The sequence below is a fragment of the Alsobacter metallidurans genome, assembly GCF_014636935.1.
Taxonomy (GTDB): domain Bacteria; phylum Pseudomonadota; class Alphaproteobacteria; order Rhizobiales; family Beijerinckiaceae; genus Alsobacter; species Alsobacter metallidurans.
This window is the reverse complement of record NZ_BMES01000002.1, coordinates 1,586,080-1,603,837: the sequence shown is the minus strand read 5'-3', so window position 1 is coordinate 1,603,837 and position 17,758 is coordinate 1,586,080. Positions and strand designations below refer to the sequence as shown.

Genomic DNA, 17,758 nt, shown 5'->3' with positions numbered 1-17,758 from the left:
AACACGACCTAAGTAACTGAATCAGCTGGTGGGCCCGGCAGGACTCGAACCTGCAACCAGACCGTTATGAGCGGTCGGCTCTAACCATTGAGCTACAGGCCCCGGCCGCAGTGGTACGGATTCGGCGCGCGGGGCGCAATCCCTGCGGTGGTTTGTTGCTGGCGATCGGGACGCATCTTCGCGGCGGGTCGGGCGTTGTCGCCCGCAACCTCCAACGGAGATCCCACAATGAATGCGAGCCAGATCAAAGAGCACATGGAAGTGATCGGCGCCGACGGGGCGCATGTCGGCACCGTCGACAGGGTCGAGGGCCAGCGCATCAAGCTGACCAAGCAGGACAGCGGCGAGGGCGCGCACAAGGGGCATCACCACTACGTGTCGCTCGGCCTCGTCGCCGACGTGGAGGGCGACAAAGTGCGCCTGTCCGCCAACGGCGCGGTGGCGGTGACGTTCGAGGAAGAAGAAAAGGGCTCGCCGGCCGCCTGAGCGATGGGCCGGGGCCGCGATTTCCCATAGCCTGAGAACCATCGCCTCAGGGCGGTGTGTCTCTAGGCACGAGAGATCCAGTTCGCGACCACGATCGCGCGAGCTGGAGCCCTCGCCCTTCGAGACGCAGGCCCGAGGGGGCCTGCTCCTCAGGATGAGGGTTTTTTGTGTTTTGCGCGACGCCAGCAGCAGGACGCGCGTCTAATCCCGCCAGCCCTTCACGCGATCGTCGGCCGTGTCGACGCCGGCGCCGCGGCGGCGCATCTCGGCGTTTTCCTTGCCGCCGCCGACCGGGCCCTGATGGGCGGGCGGGCCCTTCTGCGACTTGCCGCCCAGCGTCTTGCTGTTCTGGTTGGCGTCGGACTGCTGGTTCTGGTTGAGGGCGCCGCCCATTTCGCCGGGGGCGGGTTCTTGGTCGCGGGTCATCGGCTGTTCTCCTTGCGGGCCGGTGACTCAATGGGCGGGGAGGGGCGTTGTTCCGGCGCAAGGCCATCGTCGCGGCGGCGTTTCCCTTGCCGGAGCCGACGACAATCGCTAGATACGCCGCAATCCCATTGCGGCGGCGAAGAGCGGAAGGGCGGGTCATGGCCTCCTATCAATACGTCTATCACATGCAGGGCCTGACCAAGTCCTACCCGGGCGGCAAGAAGGTCCTCGACAACGTCCACCTGTCCTTCTACCCGACCGCCAAGATCGGCGTGCTCGGCGTCAACGGCTCGGGCAAGTCGACGCTGCTGCGCATCATGGCGGGCATCGACAAGGAATTTTCCGGCGACGGCTTCGTGCAGGAAGGCGCGCGGGTCGGCTACCTCGCGCAGGAGCCGCAGCTCGACGCGACCAAGACGGTGCGCGAGAACGTGATGGAAGGCGTGGCCCCGCAGAAGGCCGTGCTCGACCGCTACAACGAACTCGCGATGAACTACTCGGACGAGACGGCCGACGAGATGATGCAGTTGCAGGACGAGATCGAGGCCAAGGGCCTTTGGGATCTCGACTCCAAGGTCGACCAGGCCATGGACGCGCTGCGCTGCCCGCCCGACGACGCGGACGTCTCCAAGCTCTCGGGCGGCGAGCGCCGCCGCGTGGCGCTGTGCCAGCTGCTGCTGTCGCAGCCCGAGCTGCTGCTGCTCGACGAGCCCACCAACCATCTCGACGCCGAGTCCATCGCCTGGCTGGAAGGCCATCTGCGCGAGTATCCGGGCGCGATCCTGATCGTCACCCATGACCGCTACTTCCTGGACAACGTCACGGGCTGGATCCTGGAGCTCGATCGCGGCCGCGGCATCCCGTACGAGGGCAACTACTCGTCCTGGCTGAAGCAGAAACAGAAGCGCCTCATGCAGGAGGGCCGCGAGGAAGAGGCCCGCCAGCGCGCGCTGGAGCGCGAGAGCGAGTGGATCTCGGCTTCGCCCAAGGCCCGGCAGAGCAAGTCCAAGGCGCGCATCCAGCGCTACGAGGATCTTGTCGCCAAGCAGAACGACAAGGCCCCGACCACCGCGCAGATCATCATCCCTGTGGCCGAGCGCCTGGGCAACAACGTGGTGGACTTCGAGCACCTGTCGAAGGGCTATGGCGATCGCCTCCTGATCGACGACCTGTCGTTCAAGCTGCCGCCCGGCGGCATCGTGGGCATCATCGGCCCCAACGGCGCGGGCAAGACGACGCTGTTTCGGATGCTGACCGGCCAAGAGCCGCCGGACGCCGGCAAGATCACGATCGGCGAGAGCGTGAAGCTCGGCTATGTCGACCAGTCGCGCGACGCGCTGGACGACAAGAAGACCGTCTGGGAGGAGATCTCGGGCGGCAACGACATCATCTATCTGGGCAAGCGCGAGATCAATTCACGCGCCTACTGCGCGGCCTTCAACTTCAAGGGCGGCGACCAGCAGAAGAAGGTCGGCATGCTCTCGGGCGGCGAGCGCAACCGCGTGCACCTGGCCAAGATGCTGAAGACCGGCGCCAACCTGCTGCTGCTCGACGAGCCCACCAACGACCTCGACGTCGACACCCTACGGGCGCTCGAAGAGGCGCTGGAGGATTTCGCCGGCTGCGCGGTGGTGATCAGCCATGATCGCTTCTTCCTCGACCGCATCGCGACCCACATCCTGGCATTCGAGGACGAGAGCCACGTGGAGTGGTTCGAGGGTAACTTCCAGGACTACGAGGAAGACAAGAAGCGCCGGCTCGGCATCGACAGCATCATCCCGCACCGGATCAAGTACAAGAAGTTCAGCCGCTGACAACGCCTGGCCGTCATTGCGGGCCGGAGGCGAAGCAATCAATCCTAAGGGCCGGGCGTTAGCTGGATTGCTTCGCTGTCGCTCGCAATGACGGGGAGGGTGGCCCGAAGATTACAGGCAGCTTTTTGGCTTGGCGCTCCTTCTCCGCCGTCATCCCCGGCGACCTGCGCAGCAGGGCGGGCAGGGGATGACGGGGCAAAGGCGCGCACCCCTGGATGCGCTTCCCGGCGCTGCGCGCCGCCGGGGGTGACGGAGAGAGTGAGCCCAAGAGTGAAGCCGCAGCCAGCCTCCCCTCGAGGGGGAGGGTCGTCGGCCGAAGGCCGGCGGGGTGGGGTGACGTCGGGGCAGGTTGCTGTCCGTGAGGGGTGGGCCTTACGCCCGGCTGCACCCCACCCCCGCCGCTGCGCGGCGACCCTCCCCCTCAAGGGGAGGGTGAAGGGCTCGCTGCGCTCGCGATGACGGCGAGGCGCACTACGCAGCGCGGTCCAAATCGGCGAGGCGCAAGGCGACGCGGGAGAGGCGGGCGACCTGGTCGTTGTAGCCGCTGAAGCTGTCGAGCTCGGTCCGCAATTCGACGAAGCGCGAGGCCGCCACTTCGAGGATTCCGCGCAGCTCCACTTCCAGCTTCTGGCTGGAGCCGCGGGCGTTGCGCACTGTCTTGGACGTGTCCTGCACCTGCCGGCCGACGGCGTCCACGGCGCTCTGGATGATCGACATCGCCTCGCCGCCGCTGCGGTCCATGCCGTAGGCGGCCTTCTCGAGCGCGATCTTGGTGTCGGCCGAGAGCTTGCGGATCTCGTTGGCCACCACCGCAAAGCCGCGTCCCGCCTCCCCGGCGCGCGCCGCCTCGATGGTGGCGTTGAGCGACAACAGCGCGGTCTGGTCGGCGATGCCCTTCACGACGTTGAGCACGGCCTCGATGGAGCGGCCCACCTCGGTGAGTTTGCCCAGTTCGGTGTCGAGCTGGGCGCGGGACTTTTCGTAGATGCCGAGCGAACTCGTGGTGTCTGTGAGCTTGGACTCCACGCTCGCGATGTCGTTGGACAGGTCGCCGACTTTTCGGGTGACAAGGTTGATCTGCTCCACCAGCTTGGCGCCGGCCTGCAGCTCGTGGTTCAGCATGTCGATGAGACGGCGCCGCGCCTGGCCGAGATAGTCCGCATGGGCGACGCGCCGGTGCATGAAATAGTTGGCGAAGCGCGCGTAATGGACCGGCAGCTCGTCCACGTATTTGTCGCGGAAGCGCGTACCGGCCGGCGCATGGAAGAACACCAGCGCGCAGAGCGTCTCGTTGATGTTGATGCCGAGCAGCTCGCCGAAGGTGGAGAAGCCCGCCGTTGGAATCGTGTCGAACAGGCGCAGCCGCGCGAGATCCGGGCCGTTGTTCAGCCGCCGGCAGATGCAGTCGGACAGGATGGCCCCGATGGCGGGCGGTTTGCCGCGCATGAACTCCGAATAGGCGGCCGTCGTGGACTGGACAATGTCCTCCGCCTCCAGCAGCCAGAGCCGATCGCCGCGGCCAATGTCGCAGAAGAACGCGATGGTTTCGGCGTCGAGGTCGATGCCCGCGATGGAGCGCACATACATCTCGCCGTCGAGCTCGATGCCGAGCGTTCGCTTGCGCAGCTTCACGGTGAGCTCATGCCGGTCGCAGCGCAGCGCCTTGCAGAGCGCGTCGATGATCGAGGCCGGCTCCAGGTGGTCCTCACCGGCCACCAGCGAGACGGTGCGCTTGGGCAGGTCGGACTCCAGCACCAGGAAGCTCGTGTTGGTGCGGCGGAAATTGTGCGTCTTCAGCAGGCCGAAGCGATAGTCCGGCGCGGTCTTGACGAAGGCCAGGATGGCGGCGTTCTGCACCACCTTGTCCCCGTCGAACAGCCAGGTGTTCTTGAAGTCGAGCGTGCCGCCGGCCGAGCCGCCCGCAAACAGAAACGGGAAGCGGCCGCACTGGTACACGGCTTCCATCAGGAAGCTCTCGCTGGCCGAAAGCCCGTCCACGAGCGTGAGCGCGAAGGTGTCGCGATTGTCGACGTCGAACGGGATCGAAACCCGCTCCAGCTCGCGGCGGATCAGCGCGACGCGCTCGGCCTCCGTGTGGCGAACCGCGCCGGAGCGGATGTCGGCGCAGTGGAGGTCCACCACCGCGATCGAGATGTCGGCGATCATGGCGCGCGAGAACAGTTGCAGCACCACAGTGCGCCACGGGCCGTCGGCCGGAAGATACAGGGATGCGCCTTCAGAGCTGCACAACTCTCCGGCTGTCGACACGCCCAACAAGGCGGTGCGCGGCGATGCCACGCGCTTGAGGCCGTGCATCACCGCGCCGAAGTCGGCATGCGGCGTCACGAACACCAGCGCCATGGCGGCGGGCTCGCCGTTCAGCTCGAAGTCGCGGGCAGAAAGGCCAGAAAGCTCGGAGAGGTTGATCACCCGCGTGGCGATGTGGACTGGCGGCGGCGGCGAAACTTCGGCCACAACCGCAGATGGGATCGGCGCGGACGCATCCGGCTCCTCGGCGGCCGCCGTGAACGTGCGAAGGAGACGTTGAAACATGGATGAGGGACCAACTACGCGCCAAGGCAGATTGTAGTCGATTGTTGAATATTTGATAAAAATCAACGTAAGTGGTGGCTCGATTTCGGGCTCTGCTTTGACTCGCACGCGCCCAGCGGCGTATCTGGCTGGGGAAACGCAGCGAGGTTCGTCTTGACGGTTTCCCCCCCTTCAGCCCCCGCGCTCGGCGCGAGCTACATGCAGGTTGCGTCTCCCGAGGCGGCCGTGGACCGCCTCGAGGCGCTCTACGATGCGGCCACCTGCGCGCTGAGGAGTGCGCTCGAACGTTTCCTGGCGAACGGCGCACATCCGACCGCCGAAGAACGGCTGGCGTTCCGTTACCCGGCGCTGCGCCTCGTCTACGAGCCCGACGGCGTGCCTGCCACCAACAGGCGCGCTTTCGCCAAGTTTCCGGCTCCCGGCGTCTACGCCACCACGATCACGCAGCCGGCCGCTTTCCGGACCTACCTGCTTGAACAACTGCGGCCACTCTCCAGCGAGTTCGGCGCGCGCATCGAGGTAGGCGTCGGCGATCAGGAAATTCCATACCCTTACGTGTTCGAGCGGGGCGACGAGCTCGGCCGCGGCGGCGTCACGGCGGCCGAGCTGGCGCGGTTCTTTCCTACGCCGCTTCTGTCCGCCGTAGGCGACGAGATCGCGGACGGGCAGTTCGAGATCCGCGAGGGCGAGCCCCGGCCCCTGTCGCTGTTTGACGCCGTGCGGGTGGATTACTCGTTGCGCCGGCTGGTGCACTATACGGGTTCGGACTGGCGCGGCATCCAGCCCTGGATCCTGCTCACCAACTACCATCGCTATGTGGACCAGTTCGTGCGCTGGGGCGTCGAGAAGCTGGCCTCGGGCGAGGGCCCGCACGATTCGCTGATCCTGCCCGGCGGCGGCGTCATCCGGCCCGGCATGTCGGCCGACGCCGTGGACGCGCTGGTGGCCGAAGCGCCATGGCATCGTTTCCAGATGCCGGCCTACCATCTCACCGCGCCCGGCGGCATGGGCGTCACGCTGGTGAACATCGGCGTCGGCCCGTCCAACGCCAAGAACATCACCGACCACCTGGCGGTGCTGCGGCCGCAGGCCTGGCTCATGGTCGGCCATTGCGGCGGCTTGCGGCAGAGCCAGATGATCGGCGACTACGTGCTTGCGCACGGCTATCTGCGGCAGGATCGCATCCTCGACGCGCTGGTGCCGACCGACGTGCCGATCCCGGCCTTGGCCGAGGTGCAGGTCGCCCTGCAGGAAGCCGCCGCGCAAGTGACGGGCGACCGCGGCGAGGCTTTGAAGCGGCGGCTGCGCACCGGCACGGTGGTCACCAACGACGACCGGAACTGGGAACTGCGCTGGACGCAGGAGCGCCGCCGCATCAACCTCTCCCGCGCCATCGCGGTGGACATGGAGAGCGGCACCATCGCGGCGCAGGGCTTTCGGCTGCGGGTGCCCTACGGCACGCTGCTGTGCGTCTCCGACAAGCCGCTGCATGGCGAGATCAAGCTGCCGGGGGCCGCCAACGCCTTCTACGAGCGCGCCATCGGCGAGCACCTGACCATCGGCATCGCGGCGCTGGACCTCCTGAAGCAGCAAAAGGAGCAGTTGCACTCGCGCAAGCTCCGGAGCTTCGACGAGCCGCCGTTCCGGTGAACTTACGCCGCGCTTGCGCCGGGGCGCGCCGCTGCGCGATGGTTCGCGCCGCCCGCCTCTCTTGCCCGAGACCCCGATGCCGCAGCTGTCCATTAACGAGCTCGTCGACGCTTTCCCGCAGTTCCGCGCCGCCGTGCTGGTGGCCGAGAACCTCGCCATCCCGGCCGAGCGTCCGCCGGAGCTGGCCGACGAGATCGCCCGCCGAGAGGCGGAGTGCCGGTCGCGCTGGGGTGGAACGGAACTGTCCGCGATCCCGGGCGTCGCGGCGTGGCGTTCCGCCTACAAGGGCTTCGGCATCAAGAAGACGAGTTACCGTTGCTCGGTGGAGCGGCTGGTGAAGAACGTCCTTGCCGAGCGCGAGCTGCCGCGCATCAACGGGTTCGTGGACGCCTACAACGCGGTGTCGCTCGGCCACGTGCTGTGCGTCGGGGCGGACGACCTCGACAAGGTCGCGCCGCCGCTGGCGTTCCGCTATGCGCGGCCGGACGACACCTTCCTGGATATGGCGGCGGAGGAGGGGACGGACCCGAACGATCCGCCCAAGCCCGGCGAGGTGGTGTTCGCGGACGCGCGGCACGTGCTCTGTCGCCGCTGGAACTGGCGCCAGGACGCCCGCAGCATCATCACCCCCGACACACGCCGCGCCGTGGTGACGCTGCAATCCAACGGCGTCGGCAGCGTGGAAGCGGCAGCCGCCGACCTCGCCTCGTTGCTGGAGCGCTTCTGCGGCGCGACCTGCCGTTTCGCCGTGGTGGAAGCCGGGCGGCCCGTGGCGGAGCTGTGAGCGTCGTCGCTGTTCCGGCGCCGCACTTCTCGCGCCCCACCTCTCCCACACGGCCATCGTCGCGCCTCGCCTTCATTGCGAGCGGAGCGAAACAATCCAGCCTGATAGCCGGGCGTAAGGCTGGATTGCATCGCCTCCAGCTCGCAATGACGGGTGGGGAGATCCAGAACGGCGCGAAGCGCCACCCTCCCCCTCGCGGCGAGGGTGTGCATGGCGGCCTCTCTGAATAGCCCCAACGGCGCCCGGCCGCGGCTCAGCAGGCTATGGCCGGCGTCTGGATTGCTTCGTCTTTGGCTCGCAATGACGGGAGGGTGTATCGGCGGGTGCGCGATGTAACCACCAAACGACGTTCGATCGCCTGTTTGCGACGTTTCGCTTGCATCGGAATGTTTGCCGACATAAACATATCTTTATGTCGCGCTTCGATCCCCATCCTCCTACTCTCGCTCCCGTCAGCCTTGACGCGCTAGTGACGGCGTTGCGCGCCGCCGGCGAGGATACGCGCTTGCGGGTGCTGGCGCTGCTCGCCGAAGGCGAACTCAACGTTTCCGACCTGACCGAGATCCTCGGCCAGTCGCAGCCGCGCATTTCGCGGCATCTCAAGCTGATGGCGGAAGCAGGGCTGATCGAGCGGCACCGCGAGGGCGCGTGGGCGTTCTTCCGGATCGCCGAGCGGACGCCGGCCGGCGCGCTGGCGCGGGATCTTGCCGAGCGGCTGGACCCGGCCGACCCCGTTGTGGCGGCCGACAAGGCCCGGCTCGCTGCCGTTCGGCAGGCGCGCAGCGAGGCGGCGCAGACCTATTTCAATCGCCACGCCGTGGAGTGGGACCGTATTCGCTCGCTGCATGCCGCCGATGACGAGGTTGAGGCCGCCGTGCTGGCCGCCGTGGGCGACAAGCCGATCCGTGCGCTGCTGGATCTTGGCACCGGCACCGGCCGCATGCTGGCGCTGCTGGCGCCGCGCGCCGCCCGCGCGGTCGGGGTGGACAGCAACCACGCCATGCTGGCGGTCGCGCGCGCCAACATGGAACTCGCCGGCATCCGCGGCGCGGAGCTGCGCCAGGGCGACATCTACGCCCCGCCGGTGGAGCGCGGGGCCTTCGACCTCGTGGTGGTCCACCAGGTGTTGCACTTCCTGGAAGACCCGCCCCGCGCGCTGCGGGAGGCTTCGGCTTTGCTGGCGCCGGGCGGGCGGCTGATCGTGGTCGACTTCGCCCCGCATGGGCTGGAGTTCCTGCGCGAGGCGCATGCGCATCGCCGGCTCGGCTTCGCGCGCGAGCAGATGGAGGCGTGGCTGGCCGAGGCCGGGCTCGACGCGCTGTCCTATGGAGAATTGCGCGCGCCGGGCGACGAGCCCGACCGTCTCACGGTGTCGTTGTGGGTGGCGTGCGACCGGCGCGTCATCACCGACATCATCCCCCGTGCGAGCCAGGAGGTCGCGTGATGCCGCGCTCCCCCATCCCTCTCAGCCGCCGCTGCGGCAAGCGCCCGATCCGGGTTTCGTTCGAGTTCTTTCCGCCTAAGAACGACGAGGGCGAAGTCGCCCTGTGGGACGCGATCAAGCGGCTGGAGCCGCTGCGGCCTGATTTCGTGTCCGTCACCTACGGGGCCGGCGGCACGACCCGGGAACGGACACAGGCCACGGTGACGCGGCTCGTGCGCGAGACGGCGCTGAAGCCGGCTGCGCATCTGACCTGCGTGGGCGCGAGCCGGGACGAGGTCGACGGCGTCGTACGCGACTACGCGGCCGCCGGCGTGCGCCACATCGTGGCCCTGCGCGGCGATCCGCCAGGCGGCGTGGGCAGCGCCTATGCGCCGCATCCGGAAGGCTACCAGACCACCGCCGAGCTGGTGCGCGGCGTGCGCCGCAATGGCGACTTCGAGGTCTTCGTCTCGGCCTATCCGGAGCGCCACCCCGAGAGCCCGTCCGTCGACCACGATCTCGACGTGCTGCAGGCCAAGGTGGATGCGGGCGCCACGCGCGCGATCACGCAGTTCTTTTTCGACAACGAGGTCTATTTCCGCTTCGTCGAACGGGCGCGGGCGCGCGGCATCGACATTCCGATCGTGCCCGGCATCGTGCCGGTGCAGAACTTCAAGCAGACGGCGGGTTTCGCGGCGCGCTGCGGCGCCAGCGTGCCCAACTGGCTGGCGGAGCGCTTCGAGGGGCTGGAGAACGACCCGGCGACCCGCCGCCTGATCGCCGCCGCGGTGGCGGCCGAGCAGGCCATCGACCTGCTGGACCGCGGCGTGCGGGATTTCCATTTCTACACGATGAACCGGGCGGACCTGGTCTACGCCACGTGTCACCTGTTGGGGATGCGGCCGGAGGCGGAAGCCACGCCCGCGGACGCGCAGCTGCGGCGCGCCGCGAACGGGTAGGCAGAAGCCGCTCTTCGCGATCGGGCCCAAAACAACAACACCCTCATCCTGAGGAACATCGCCCCTTGGCGATGTGTCTCGAAGGACGAGGGACTCCAGGGCGCTCAACCAGGTTGCGTTCTGGAGCCCCTCGTCCTTCGAGACGCCATGCTGACGCATGGCTCCTCAGGATGAGGGGTGTTGAAGCAGCTTAGTGGCTTCCCCTCACACCCCGCGCGACTGGCGGAAGCGCTCGTAGACGTCGCGGTCGCCGGTGCGCTCGCTGTTGAGGTACTCGCGGAAGGCCGCGACCTCGTCGTTGAGCTTCTGGCGATCCGCCTCGATGCGCGACCACTCGGCGCGCACATGCGCGTCAAAGGCGGCGTTGCCGGTGGGAGCCGGGCCGGCGGCCGTGAAGCCGGCGCCGGACACCGAGCTGAACACGCCCTCGAAGGCGCGCTGCAGGCGGTCGAAGCCGGTCTGAAGCGCCTGGCCGAGATCCTGCGGGACCGGCTGGCGGTCGTTCCACAGTTTCCAGGCGAGCACGCCGAAGCCGAGCGGCCAGTACACCGCGAAGGCAATCACCAGCACGACGATGTCGACGGGTTTCCAGCGCCAGCCGAAGCCGCCATTGGTCTGGTCGGGGATGGGGTTCACGTGAGCCTCCTCGCGAACGGGGCCCGGGCGACAACCGCCGGACGAGGGGCGCAGATGGGAACCGATTGCGGCGCTCGCAAGGCGCGTAGGCCAGGCCTCGCAGAAACTTACGCCGCGGGCTCCGGCCGAGACCGGATGAGGTCGCGCAGCGTGGTGATCGTGGACGCGTCGGCCACGCCATCCACCAGCGCAGGCCGGAAATGGCGCTGGAACGCCGCCACGACCGCCTCGGTGCGCGGGTCGAAGACGCCCGAGATGTCGAGGCCGTAGCCATACATCGCCAGCATGGCCTGCAGCGCCTGAATGGGCTGGCCTTCCTCGCCCGGCCCGAAGGATCGGCCGTCGCCCAGCGGGGCAGGGGAGGTCCAGTGGCCGAGCCCGGCGGCGTGCAGGCTCTCCCACGGGAACTTCTCGCCGGGATCGACCTTGCGGCCGGGCGAGACGTCCGAATGAGCCAGCACGCGGTGGGCCGGAATGCGCCAGCGGCTCGTTATGTCGAGCCCAAGCCGGATCGTGGCCTCGACCTGCGCGTCGGGGAAATCCGGGTAGCCGCCGTCATGGCCGGGGTTCACGAGCTCGATCCCGATCGACGCCGAGTTGATGTCGGTCTCGCCCGCCCACACGGATGCGCCGGCGTGCCATGCGCGCGCCGCTTCCGGGACCATCTGGAGGATGCGGCCGTTCTCCAGCACGACGTAGTGGCAGGACACCTCCGCCAGCGGGTCGGCGAGCCGCGCCAGCGCCGACGCTGCGTCGCGCATGCCGGTGTAGTGGACGAGGAGGATGTCGGGCCGCCGTCCGCCCTTGCGCTCGCCCTGGTTGGGGGAGGGCACGACTTTCTGGGCGAGGGGGCTGTCGGGGGTCAGGAGTGACATGGCTTTCCGAAAGGACCTGCGCTCAACGGATGTTGCGTTCCTGGCGTAGCGTTTCCCACGCGGCGTTGATGGCGGCCAGGCGGTCGGTCGCGATCTTCACCGCGGCGGGCGGCAGGCCGAGCGCGATTTGCCGGTCGGGGTGGTTGGCGGCCACGAGCTGGCGGTAGTGGCGCTTGAGCTGCTCGTCATCCCACGACCGCTCGGCCCCGAGCGCGAAATAGGGGTCGTCCGGCAGGCGCACGTGGCGGGCCGCGATGCGCCCGTATTCGGCGCCCGAGAAGCCGAAGATGCGCGCCACCTCGGCGACGTAGCGCAGCTCGGCCTCGTGGATCGCGTGGTCGGCCTTGGCGATGTGGAAAAGCCCGTCGAGCACGTCCTCCAGCAGGGCGGGCTCGTCGCGGAAATGCTCGCCGATCTGCTGCGCGTAGGCCTCGAAGCCCGCGGAAGTCTGCTGCGCCAAATCGAACAGGCGCGAGACGTTCACGACCTCATCCTCGGGGATAGACACCACCTGCCGGAACGCCGCGACCTCGTCACGCGTCACCACGCCGTCGGCCTTGGCCATCTTGGCCGAGAGCGCGATCAGGCCGGTCGTGAACACCAGCTGCTTGTCGTCGGCGAAGAGCCCGGAGTCGAACACCACATGCCCGGCCAGCACGCCCAGAAGGGCGCCGATCGGGCCGCCTATCGCAAAACCAAGGCCGGCTCCGCCGAGCTTGCCCCACATCACACCCGCACTCCCACGCTTTTCTCCACGGTGGCTTTCTAAACGAAAACGCCGGCCCCGGGGCCGGCGTTCGCGCAATCCCGTTCTGCTGAACTCAATACACGACTTCGCGGCACACCCGACGGCCGTAATAGCGGCTGTAGTAGCACTGCACCTCCGGTTGCGGCGTGGTGGCGGCTCCCACGATGGCGCCGCCGGCCGCTCCGATGAGGCCGCCCGCGACTGCGCCGCCCGCCCGGCCCGTGGCCAAACCGCCGATCACCGCGCCGGCTGTCGCCCCCATCGCGCCGCCAACGAGGGCGCGGTCGCCTTGGGTGCTGCCACAGCCGGCCAGCGCGAGCGCAACGGCGGAAATGACCAGAAATCTCTTCATGCAACGCCCCCTGTTCAACCCGGCAGCCCGCCTTCGCGAGCAGAGGATTGTACCTCCCCCCTTGGCCTACGCCAACGGGAACTTGGCCGTGCGAACGGAGCGAATCGGCATTTTGCCGAATTCACGCCTTCTTCTTGGAAAGCAAGTGTTTCGACACGGGAGCAAGTAGAGCGGATGCAACGCTGTATTATTCGCGAGCGAACTAATCTAGTTTTCAGGCTCCAGTCCAAGCTGCCGATTGGCATCAGTAATTTGGCCAGTTGCCCCGGTCACATCTTGGCCTTAATCTCCCCTACCCTGAGGAGCGTTCTACGAAGGAGCACCTGGATGTCGCTTTGGCGAAAGGATCCACCATGATCAACAGCGCGAAGCTGCCGGTATTCGGCGCGAGCTTGGCCATAGCCGTCATGGCGTTTTCTCCCGCCCAGGCGTCGAGCCGGACGGTGAAGCGCGTGGCCGCGACCGCGGGCCAGGATGATGCTGGAGCCTCCGAGCAGCGCAGCGTTGGCCAGAAACGCGCCGCCGGCGCGGTTGTTCCCGAAAATTCCACCAAGGCAGCCGAGCACGCATCCGCCGAGCAGCCTAAGTCCCTCGCCGAAGCGCTGTTCGGCGCCGGCAAGGACGGCAAGCCCGCCGATCAGGCTGCCCTCAAGGAGCGCCGCATCAAGGCCGGCATCATCGCGGTAAGCGACAAGGGCGAGACCCGTGCGGCCGCCGCCAAGCCCACGGTCGTCACCGCCAAGCTCGTCGAGACCGCCTCCATCGGGCCCGAGACCACACCGTCGGCCGTGATCGAGAAGGCCGCCGACGCCTCGGCCCCTGCCGGATCGGTGCGGGCGCTGATCGCCCAGCACGCAGCCCGCAACGGCATCCCGCCGGCGCTGGCCGACGCGGTGGTGCGGGTCGAGAGCCGCTACAATGCTGCGGCTCGCAACGGCGTCAATCTGGGGCTCACGCAGATCAGCTTCGCGACGGCCCGCTCGCTGGGCTATGCGGGCGGTGCGGCCGGCCTGCTCGATGCCGACACCAACCTGCGCTACGGGATGCTCTATCTCGCGCAGGCTTATCGCCTGTCCGGCGGGGACACCTGCAGGACAGTTCTGAAGTACCAGGCGGGCCATCGCGCCACGTCGATGACGGGAGCGGCGCGAGCCTACTGCGCCAAGGTCAAGACCACGGTCGCGACCGCCAACTAGCCCTTTTCAGCTCCGGTTCGCCGCATCCCCTCGCCGGGCGCTTCATTGCGCTCGCCGGAACGGCGGACCGCGAAGGCCCCTTTGCCGCCGGAAGCGCCAGAACGCGCGCGCCCGGGATGTTCTTCTGCGTTGCAGGGGACGGGGAAGGGGCCACCGCATGGACGCATCGGCGTCCCCCGGCCAGACGGGCGCAGCCCTGCCGGTTTCACCACCCGAGTTGGAGTACATCGATGAAGAAGACGATCGCCGCGGCCTGCCTGGCCGCGTGTGTCGCCACGGGGTTTTCGACCGGCGCAAGCGCCAATGTCGGCGACCCTTCGAGCCCGCTGAACGTTCTGCTGCAGGAAAAAGCCCGCACCGAAAACGCCGCGCAGGCGGCCACGACCCAGACCCAGGCCCAGACCAACGCCAAGGCCAAGTCGCTGACCCGCCAGGAGCGCCGCGCCGCTCGCCGCGAGCAGGTGCAAAAGGCCCGCGAAGCCCGTGCGGCCTCGCGCCTTGGCAAGGTGGCGTCGCTCGAGACCGGCAGCCTTCCGGCTCCCGCCACGGTTCCGGCGGCCTCCGCCGCGCAGCCGACGCCCGCGCTGGCTCCACAGGCCGCCCCGGCCGTCGAGGCCCCGGTGCGCACGCGCCACGGCAAGGCGCTCGGCTACGGCTCCGAGGCACGCTCCGGCTTGAAGGCGATGATCGCCAAGCATGCGGCCGCCAACGGAATCCCGTTCGCGCTCGCCGACGCGGTGGTGCGCATCGAGAGCCGGTACCAGCCGGGCGTCAGCAATGGCGGCGCGGTCGGCCTCATGCAGATCAAGCCGCAGACGGCGCGCGGGCTGGGCTATGGCGGCGGCGCCGCAGGCCTCAAGAACCCCGAGACCAACCTGACCTACGGCATGAAGTACCTGGCGCAGGCCTACCGCATGTCGGGCGGCTCCACCTGCGCGACCGTGATGCGCTACCAGAGCGGCCACTACGCCAAGCGCATCAACGCGGCCAACCGCGCCTATTGCGGCAAGGCTCAGGCCATCATGGCGAGCAACTGAGGCTGCTCGGGCATTGACCCTGGCCGGCGCGTCGCTTGACCGCGCCGGCCGGCTCCGCCATACCCGCCCGGCCAGTCGGCTGGACGGCCGCTCTCCGCGAGGAGGGAGGAAAGTCCGGGCTCCATCGAGACACGGCGCCGGATAACGTCCGGCGGGGGCGACCCCAGGGAAAGCGCCACAGAAAGCAAACCGCCTCGGCTCCGGCCGGGGTCAGGGTGAAAGGGTGCGGTAAGAGCGCACCGCGCGTCTGGCAACAGAGGCGGCATGGCAAGCCCCGCCGGGAGCAAAACCGAATAGGGGCCATGGCGGCGGGAAACCGTTGCGGGGATGTCTCAATCCCTTGTGGCCCGGGTTGGTTGCTCGAGGCGGTCGGCAACGATCGTCCCAGAGGAATGGCCGTCACGTCGCGTCGCGCAAGCGCCGCGGCCCTACAGAACCCGGCTTACAGGCCGACTGGCGATCTCTTTCGTCCGGGTTCAGCGAGGGCCCCGATCTCGGTGGGCTTCTACCTCGATCATTCTTCAACCTTGCGCCAGACCCGAGCCGACGGCGATGCCGCCGGCTTTTTGCGTTTGCGGCCTTGGCCCGGCATCGCGTGCGGCCGCCGCCAATCGGCGGTTTTTGAGCCTTGGCGATGCGCTCACAACCTCACTCGCAACCCTTCGTTAACGTTAACCACCCGTAATGCGAGAAGGGGGATTCGACCGCCTCCGCAGCCCCGTTTCCATTGACGCCCATACCAGCCCATGCTATCCCAAATCATCCCGTTCGAAGCGTCTGTATCGCGGCGGAACCCCATGGAAACGGCAGAGGCCTGCCCTTCCGTGACGGCTCCCTGCGGCCTGCGTCAGGACGGGATCGCGGACGCCAAGGCGGCGTCTTCGGGAGTGTGTGCGGGTCTGGAGTTCGATGGACCGCTTCGTTTCCAGCTTCACCAACAAACTGGATGCGAAAGGTCGCGTATCGATCCCGGCGTCTTTCCGGTCCGTCCTGGCGAGGGACGGGTTCGAGGGGCTCTACGTGCACCCATCCCTGGAGGCGGACGCTCTGGACGCCGGAGGCAACGGTCTCTTGCGGGAGATCGACAGCCTCATCGAGACGCTGCCGCCGTTTTCGGACGAGCGGGATCACTTCTCGACGGCGCTCTACGGCATCAGCGAAGTGCTGAAGGTCGACCCGGAAGGCCGGGTCGGGCTGACCGACACGCTCAAGGCTCACGCGGGGATCACGGATGCGGTGACCTTCGTGGGGCTAGGGCACAAGTTCCAGATCTGGGAGCCCTCTCGTTTCCAACGTCATCTCGACGAGGCCAGGCGAAAGGTGAGGGATCTCAAGAAGGAGCTCGGCGGCCTGCGGCCAAGTTCGACGCCCGGAGCACGGGAACGATGACGGATCGCGGCGCTCGGATGCCCGAGGCCGCTGGCGGACCGGTTCGTCACGTTCCCGTGCTGGCGCGGGAAGTTCTCGACACCCTGTCTCCCAGGCCAGGCGGCCTTTACCTCGACGGCACCTTCGGGGCCGGCGGCTACACGCGCGCGATCCTGGAGGCCGCGCCCGACCTGCGCGTGCTCGCGCTGGACCGTGACCCGGAAGCGATCGCGGCCGGGCAGGCTCTCGTGGCGGCCATGAACGGGCGGCTGGTTCTCGCGCAGGAGCGTTTCGGCGATCTCGAAAGCGTGGCCTCGGGCCATGGATTCCTGCCGCTCGACGGCGTGGTGCTCGACATCGGGGTCTCGTCCATGCAGCTCGACGACGCCGAGCGCGGCTTCTCGTTCCGGTTCGACGGGCCGCTCGACATGCGCATGGAGAAGGCCGGCGAAAGCGCCGCCGATCTCGTGAACGGCATGGAGGAGGGGCCGCTCGCCGACCTCATCTACCGGTATGGCGAAGAGCGCCGTTCGCGCGGCATCGCGCGCGCAATCGTGGCGGCCCGCAAGGGCGCGCGGATCGAGACCACCAAGCAGCTCGCCGACATCGTCTCCAAGGTTGTGTGGCAAAGCCCGGACGGAATTCATCCGGCGACCCGCACCTTCCAGGCGCTGCGCATCGCCGTGAACGACGAGCTGGGCGAGCTGGAGCGCGCGCTGGAAGCGTCCGAGCGGGCTCTGGCGCCCGGCGGGCGGCTCGTGGTGGTGACGTTCCACTCGCTGGAAGACCGGATCGTGAAGCGCTTCCTCACCGAGCGGGCCGGCCGCGAGGCCGCGCCGTCGCGCCATGCGCCCGCGCTGGAGCGGGGCGCAGCCACCTTCACGCTGGTGAACCGCAAGCCGCTCACCGCCCAGCACGACGAACTCGCCGCCAATCCGCGGGCGCGTTCGGCCAAGCTGCGCGCCGCCGAGCGCACCACGGCCCCTGCCGCGCCCGCGCCGGACGCGTCCCCCCGCGCCAAGAAGAAGGGCCGCTGACCCATGCGCCGCTTCCTCCATCTCGCCGCCATCCTGGCGCTGATCGGCTCGGCGCTCTACGCGTATCGGGTCAAGTACGACACGATTTACCTGACCGAGCAGGCCGCCAAGCTGAAGAACCAGATCTCCCGCGAGCGCGAGAGCATCGCGATCCTGCGGGCGGAGTGGCAGTTCCTCAACAAGCCGGATCGGCTGCAGGCGCTGGCCGACCAGTTCACCGAGACGCAGCCGGCGACCATCGGGCAGATCACGCGGTGGTCGGAGATCCCGACCCGGCCGGCGCCGGTGGACAGCATCGGCAAGAAGCTCGAGGCGCTGGGGCTCTCGGCCCCCACCACGACGCCCGGGGCGACGCCGGGCGCGGCGCGCCAGGACACGACCACCACCTCGTCCATCCGCAAGAAGCAGCAGTGA

Annotated in this window: 17 protein-coding genes, 1 tRNA gene and 1 other RNA gene; 12 read left to right on the top strand and 7 right to left on the bottom strand. The window is 68.3% G+C overall.

All coding sequences use genetic code 11. The features are described 5' to 3' along the window. Positions 1 to 26: 26 nt before the first annotated feature. Positions 27 to 102: transfer RNA gene (locus IEV99_RS17970), tRNA-Ile, on the bottom strand. 126 nt (positions 103 to 228) lie between these two features. Between IEV99_RS17970 and IEV99_RS17965 the strand changes: the two genes are divergently transcribed. Beyond that, positions 229 to 486 (top strand): DUF2171 domain-containing protein, encoded by a 258-nt coding sequence (locus IEV99_RS17965; RefSeq protein ID WP_188519094.1) that lies wholly within the window; start codon positions 229 to 231, stop codon positions 484 to 486. 201 nt (positions 487 to 687) lie between these two features. Here the strand turns inward: IEV99_RS17965 and IEV99_RS17960 are convergent, their stop codons facing one another. Further along, on the bottom strand, positions 688 to 912 hold the full coding sequence (locus tag IEV99_RS17960) for a hypothetical protein (protein ID WP_188519093.1): 225 nt from the start codon (positions 910 to 912) through the stop codon (positions 688 to 690). Between the two features lie 158 nt (positions 913 to 1,070). Between IEV99_RS17960 and ettA the strand changes: the two genes are divergently transcribed. Continuing rightward, the gene (gene ettA / locus IEV99_RS17955) at positions 1,071 to 2,726 is read left to right on the top strand and encodes an energy-dependent translational throttle protein EttA (protein WP_188519092.1); all 1,656 of its coding nucleotides are present in this window, start codon (positions 1,071 to 1,073) and stop codon (positions 2,724 to 2,726) included. Positions 2,727 to 3,197: 471 nt separating this feature from the next. On the opposite strand, the gene IEV99_RS23875 is transcribed toward ettA, so the two are convergent. Continuing rightward, positions 3,198 to 5,279, bottom strand: a complete 2,082-nt coding sequence (locus IEV99_RS23875) for an FIST N-terminal domain-containing protein (protein ID WP_188519091.1) — start codon at positions 5,277 to 5,279, stop codon at positions 3,198 to 3,200. A 198-nt stretch (positions 5,280 to 5,477) separates the two neighbouring features. On the opposite strand from IEV99_RS23875, the gene IEV99_RS17945 reads away from it, so the two are divergent. The 4 genes from IEV99_RS17945 (at position 5,478) to metF (ending at position 10,095) form a co-directional block, all read left to right on the top strand. Then, the gene (locus tag IEV99_RS17945) at positions 5,478 to 6,929 is read left to right on the top strand and encodes an AMP nucleosidase (protein ID WP_188519730.1); all 1,452 of its coding nucleotides are present in this window, start codon (positions 5,478 to 5,480) and stop codon (positions 6,927 to 6,929) included. Between the two features lie 76 nt (positions 6,930 to 7,005). After that, complete coding sequence (locus IEV99_RS17940) at positions 7,006 to 7,713, top strand: B3/B4 domain-containing protein (protein WP_188519090.1); 708 nt, start codon at positions 7,006 to 7,008, stop codon at positions 7,711 to 7,713. A 412-nt stretch (positions 7,714 to 8,125) separates the two neighbouring features. Further along, positions 8,126 to 9,157, top strand: a complete 1,032-nt coding sequence (locus tag IEV99_RS17935; RefSeq protein WP_188519089.1) for an ArsR/SmtB family transcription factor — start codon at positions 8,126 to 8,128, stop codon at positions 9,155 to 9,157. Then, entirely contained in the window at positions 9,157 to 10,095 is a 939-nt protein-coding gene (metF, locus tag IEV99_RS17930) for a methylenetetrahydrofolate reductase [NAD(P)H] (RefSeq protein ID WP_188519088.1), read from the top strand. The genes IEV99_RS17935 and metF overlap by 1 nt, the downstream gene beginning before the upstream one ends. A 204-nt stretch (positions 10,096 to 10,299) precedes the next feature. Here metF and IEV99_RS17925 read toward each other — a convergent pair whose 3' ends face one another. The 4 genes from IEV99_RS17925 to IEV99_RS17910 all read right to left on the bottom strand — a co-directional run bounded on the left by IEV99_RS17925 (position 10,300) and on the right by IEV99_RS17910 (position 12,706). After that, entirely contained in the window at positions 10,300 to 10,731 is a 432-nt protein-coding gene (locus IEV99_RS17925) for a DUF2852 domain-containing protein (protein ID WP_188519087.1), read from the bottom strand. A 107-nt stretch (positions 10,732 to 10,838) separates the two neighbouring features. Continuing rightward, positions 10,839 to 11,606 (bottom strand): N-acetylmuramoyl-L-alanine amidase, encoded by a 768-nt coding sequence (locus IEV99_RS17920; RefSeq protein ID WP_188519086.1) that lies wholly within the window; start codon positions 11,604 to 11,606, stop codon positions 10,839 to 10,841. A 22-nt stretch (positions 11,607 to 11,628) separates the two neighbouring features. Then, entirely contained in the window at positions 11,629 to 12,333 is a 705-nt protein-coding gene (locus IEV99_RS17915; RefSeq protein WP_188519085.1) for a TerB family tellurite resistance protein, read from the bottom strand. A gap of 94 nt (positions 12,334 to 12,427) precedes the next feature. Next, on the bottom strand, positions 12,428 to 12,706 hold the full coding sequence (locus IEV99_RS17910; protein ID WP_188519084.1) for a YMGG-like glycine zipper-containing protein: 279 nt from the start codon (positions 12,704 to 12,706) through the stop codon (positions 12,428 to 12,430). A gap of 353 nt (positions 12,707 to 13,059) precedes the next feature. On the opposite strand from IEV99_RS17910, the gene IEV99_RS17905 reads away from it, so the two are divergent. The 6 genes from IEV99_RS17905 to ftsL all read left to right on the top strand — a co-directional run bounded on the left by IEV99_RS17905 (position 13,060) and on the right by ftsL (position 17,758). Further along, entirely contained in the window at positions 13,060 to 13,902 is an 843-nt protein-coding gene (locus tag IEV99_RS17905; protein WP_188519083.1) for a lytic transglycosylase domain-containing protein, read from the top strand. A gap of 230 nt (positions 13,903 to 14,132) precedes the next feature. After that, positions 14,133 to 14,939 carry a lytic transglycosylase domain-containing protein gene (locus tag IEV99_RS23800; RefSeq protein ID WP_244643916.1) on the top strand — a complete coding sequence of 269 codons (807 nt, stop codon included), beginning with the start codon at positions 14,133 to 14,135 and terminating at the stop codon, positions 14,937 to 14,939. 71 nt (positions 14,940 to 15,010) lie between these two features. Next, positions 15,011 to 15,400: RNase P RNA component class A (rnpB, locus tag IEV99_RS17895), an RNA gene on the top strand. A 448-nt stretch (positions 15,401 to 15,848) separates the two neighbouring features. Then, on the top strand, positions 15,849 to 16,328 hold the full coding sequence (mraZ, locus tag IEV99_RS23795; RefSeq protein ID WP_244643915.1) for a division/cell wall cluster transcriptional repressor MraZ: 480 nt from the start codon (positions 15,849 to 15,851) through the stop codon (positions 16,326 to 16,328). Continuing rightward, positions 16,325 to 17,344, top strand: a complete 1,020-nt coding sequence (gene rsmH, locus IEV99_RS23790; protein ID WP_244643914.1) for a 16S rRNA (cytosine(1402)-N(4))-methyltransferase RsmH — start codon at positions 16,325 to 16,327, stop codon at positions 17,342 to 17,344. The genes mraZ and rsmH overlap by 4 nt, the downstream gene beginning before the upstream one ends. A gap of 3 nt (positions 17,345 to 17,347) precedes the next feature. After that, on the top strand, positions 17,348 to 17,758 hold the full coding sequence (gene ftsL, locus IEV99_RS17885; protein ID WP_188519081.1) for a cell division protein FtsL: 411 nt from the start codon (positions 17,348 to 17,350) through the stop codon (positions 17,756 to 17,758).